The organism is Kitasatospora sp. NPDC054939 (assembly GCF_053610105.1).
Genome location: NZ_JBSGXP010000275.1, coordinates 1 through 3,814, shown reverse-complemented (window position 1 = coordinate 3,814; position 3,814 = coordinate 1). Strand labels below are relative to the sequence as shown.

At 77.1% G+C, this 3,814-nt stretch carries 2 protein-coding genes; both read left to right on the top strand.

All coding sequences use genetic code 11. The features are described 5' to 3' along the window. Positions 1-406: 406 nt before the first annotated feature. A complete protein-coding gene (locus ACWGB8_RS38060) occupies positions 407-1,315 on the top strand; it encodes a LysR family transcriptional regulator (protein ID WP_452218238.1) in 909 nt (302 codons plus the stop codon). Positions 1,316-1,495: 180 nt separating this feature from the next. Continuing rightward, positions 1,496-3,814, top strand: a 2,319-nt coding sequence (locus tag ACWGB8_RS38055; RefSeq protein ID WP_452218237.1) for an AMP-binding protein, incomplete at its 3' end; no start/stop codon positions are given.

Below are 3,814 nucleotides of genomic sequence, written 5' to 3'. Positions count from 1 at the left end.
CCCCGCCCGGGCGCGGGGAGACCGGCCCCGCCGCCTCCCCGCGCCCGCCGGCGGAACCTGGGCAGCCCCCGCACCGACCGACCCCCGGTGCCCCCGTGCTCCCGCCCCCGCGTCCCGACCGGCCGCCGGGCGCCCGCGTCCCCGCCGTCCCGTTCCCGGAGGTGACGTCCGGCGCCCGCGACGGCCGCCGACCGGGGGCGGGACCGTTTCGACCGGGGTCCCGCCGTTGTGCCGTTGTGCCGTTGTGCCGTTGAGTCCGGGGCCGCTCCGGTGCCGTTCCGCCGCCCCTTCCGGGGCCGTTCGGCCGATCCCCGCCGTCCGTCCGCCGTCCGTCCGCCGCCCGCCCGAGGGCACCCGCGGCTCCGGCCGGGCCGGACGGCGTCCGCGCGCTGGCAGAATTGGCCCTGTGATCGACGCAAGACGGCTGCGGACCCTGCGCGCAGTGGCGGACCACCGGACGGTGACCGCCGCCGCGGCGGCGCTCTACCTCACCCCGTCCGCCGTCTCCCAGCAGCTGGCCGCGCTGGAGCAGGAGACCGGCCACCACCTGCTCGCCCGGGAGGGCCGAGGGGTGCGGCTGACGGCCGCCGGGGAGATCCTGCTCGGCCACGCCGACGCCGTCCTCGCCCAGCTGGAACGGGCCGAGGCCGACCTCGCCGCCTACAGCGCGGGCGTCGCGGGCGAGGTGACCGTCGCCTCCTTCGCCACCGGCATCGCGCTGGTGATCGCCCCCGCCATCGCCGGGCTCGCCCGCCGCGCCCCGGGCGTCCGGCTCAAGGTGCTGGACGCCGAGGGCGACGCGAGCCTCCCGATGGTGCTGGACGGCCGGGCCGATCTGGCCGTCGCCGTCGAGTACCGGGGCGCCCCGCGGGCCGACGACGCCCGGCTGACCCGGGTGCCGTTGTACGCCGAGCCCTTCGAGGCGGTCCTGCCGCTCGCGCACCCGCTGGCCGCCGGCGAGGGCCCGATCGCGGTGGCCGACCTGGCCGACGAGCCCTGGATCGGCCCCTACCCGGGCAACCCGTGCCACGACGTGGTGCTGCTGGCCTGCGAGTACGCCGGGTTCCAGCCGCGCCTGGTGCACTCCTCGGACGACTTCCGCGCCGTCGTCGCCCTCGCCTCGGCCGGGGCCGGCGTCGCCCTGGTGCCGCGCTCGGCGCTGCGCGGCACCGACCTGGCGGAGGTCGCGGTCCGCCCGGTCGACAGCGCGCTCGCCACCCGCCGGGTCTTCGCCGCCGTCCGCGCCGGCGCGGACGGCCACCCGCTGATCCGCCCGGTCCTGGACGCCCTCGCCGACGCCGCGCCGGCGTCCTGATCCGCCCGGTCCTGGACGCCCTCGCCGACGCCGCGCCCGCCTCCCGAGCCGCCCGGCCGGACGGTCGGGGCCGCCGGGGCGGGCGCCGCAGGCCCCCGAAGCCGCCATATAGCCGCAGCATAGATCGCCTTCCCACGATCGGGTCCGTATGCGAATCCCGGTCTGTGGAGAGGCGATCACGTGACGCACAAGGAACTGGCGCTCAACAGCGGCCAGCTGGGCATCTGGTTCGGCCAACACCTCGGTGTCCCGAGCCAGTCGTACAACGTCAGCCAGTACACCGAGATCCACGGCCCGCTCGACGCGGACCTGCTGGCCGCCGCCACGCGGCAGGCCGCGGAGGAGGCGGAGGCCGTCCGGGTGGCCTTCCGGGAGACCCCGGAGGGGCCCCGGCAGGTCCTGCCGCCGGTGGCGGACTGGCAGCCCGGCCGGGTGGACGTCAGCGGCGAGCCCGACCCCGAGCGGGCCGCGCACGCCTGGATGCGGGCCGAACTGGCCGCCCCCGTGGAGTTGGTCGGCGGCGGGCTGATGACCATGGCGGTGATCCGGCTGGGCGAGGACCGCCACTGGTTCTTCCAGCGGGCGCACCACGCGGTGGCCGACGGCTACAGCGGCGCGCTGATCCTGCACCGGGTGGCCGCGCTCTACACCGCGCTGGCGGCCGGCGAGGACGCCCCGCCCGCCGAGTTCGCGGGCCTGGCGGACCTGCTCGCCCAGGAGGACGAGTACCGCGCCGGCGCCGCGTTCGCCGCCGACCGCGCCCACTGGCTGGCCAAGGCCGCCGGACGTGCGGCCCCCGTCAGCCTGGCCGACGGCACGCACCGGGCCTCCGCGGAGCCGCTCCGCTGCCCCGTCCGCCTCCCGGCCGCCGGACTCGACCGGCTCCGCGCCCTGGCCCGGACCGAACGCACCAGCTGGACCACCGTGGTCACCGCCGCCGTCGCCGGCTACCTGCACCGGCTCACCGGCGCGGACGAACTGACCCTGGGCCTGCCCGTCACCGGCCGCACCACCGCCGCCGGGCGGCGCACCCCGGGCATGCTGACCAACGTCCTGCCGCTGTTCCTCGCCCTCTCCGCCGACCTGCCGGTGGGCGAGGCCGTCCGGCAGGCCTCCGCCGAGATGCGCCACGCCCTGCGCCACCAGCGCTACCGCAACGAGGACCTGCGGCGCGACCTCGGCACCCACACCGACGGCCCCGGCGGCACCGGACCGCTCGTCAACATCCTGGCCTTCGACCAGCAGCCCGAGTTCGCCGGCCACCGCGGCACCGTGCACTACCTCACCAACGGCCCGGTGGACGACCTGCAGATCCTGGTGCAGCCCGACCCCGCCGGCGACGGGCTGCTGTTCACCTTCAACGCCAACCCCGCCGCGTACGACCGCGCGGTGCTGGCCGCCCACGCCACCCGCTTCCTGCGGTTCCTCGACGCCTTCGCCGCCGACCGTGACCGGCCGATCGGCGCGCTGGAGCTGCTCTCGCCGGAGGAGAACGAGCGCCTCCTGCGGGAGTGGGCCGGCGATGCGGACGGCGCGCCCTCCGGGACGCTGCCGGAGCTGTTCGCCGCCGCCGTCGCGCGGACGCCGGACGCGCCGGCCGTGGAGTTCGGCGAAGAGGTGGTGAGCTACCGGGAGTTGAACGGGCGGGCGAACCGGCTGGCGCACCGGCTGATCGAGCGCGGGGTCGGCCCGGAGTCGGTGGTGGCGGTGTCGCTGCCGCGTTCCGTGGAGATGGTGGTGGCGGTGCTCGCGGTGCTGAAGGCGGGCGGGGCCTACCTGCCGGTCGACCCCGAGTACCCGCCCGCCCGGGTCGAGTTCATGCTCCGGGACGCGGCGCCCGCCCTGGTCCTCGACCGGCGGCAGCTGCGGGAGGCCGACTCCGACCGCTGCCCGGCGGTCGACCCCGACCTGCGGGGGCGCCTCCACCCCGCGCACCCGGCCTACCTCATCTACACCTCCGGCTCCACCGGGACGCCCAAGGCGGTGGTGGTCACCCACCGGGGCCTGCCGGCCCTCGCGGCCGACCACCTCGACCGCTACGGCATCACCCCGGACGCCCGGATCCTCCAGTTCGCCTCGCTCAGCTTCGACGCCGCGGTGGTGGACCTCCTCAACGCCCTGCTCGGCGGCGCGACCCTGGTCCTGCCGCCGGCCGGACGCCAGGTCGGCCGGGAGCTCGCCGACTTCCTCACCGAGCGGGCCGTCACGCACGCGATGATGCCCCCGCCCGTTCTCGCCACCCTTCCGGCCGGCGACTACCCCGCACTGCGGGTCGTCATCACCGGCGGTGACGTCCTCACCCCGGACCTGGTCGCCCGCTGGGCGCCGGGCCGGCGGATGTTCAACGTGTACGGCCCGACCGAGTCCACCGTCGACGCCGTGGTCGCCGAGGTGGTCGCCGATACCGGTGGGGTGTCGGTGCCGATCGGTCGGCCGATTCGGAGTACGCGGGTGTATGTGGTGGATGCGGGGTTGCGGGTGGTGCCGGTGGGTGTGGCG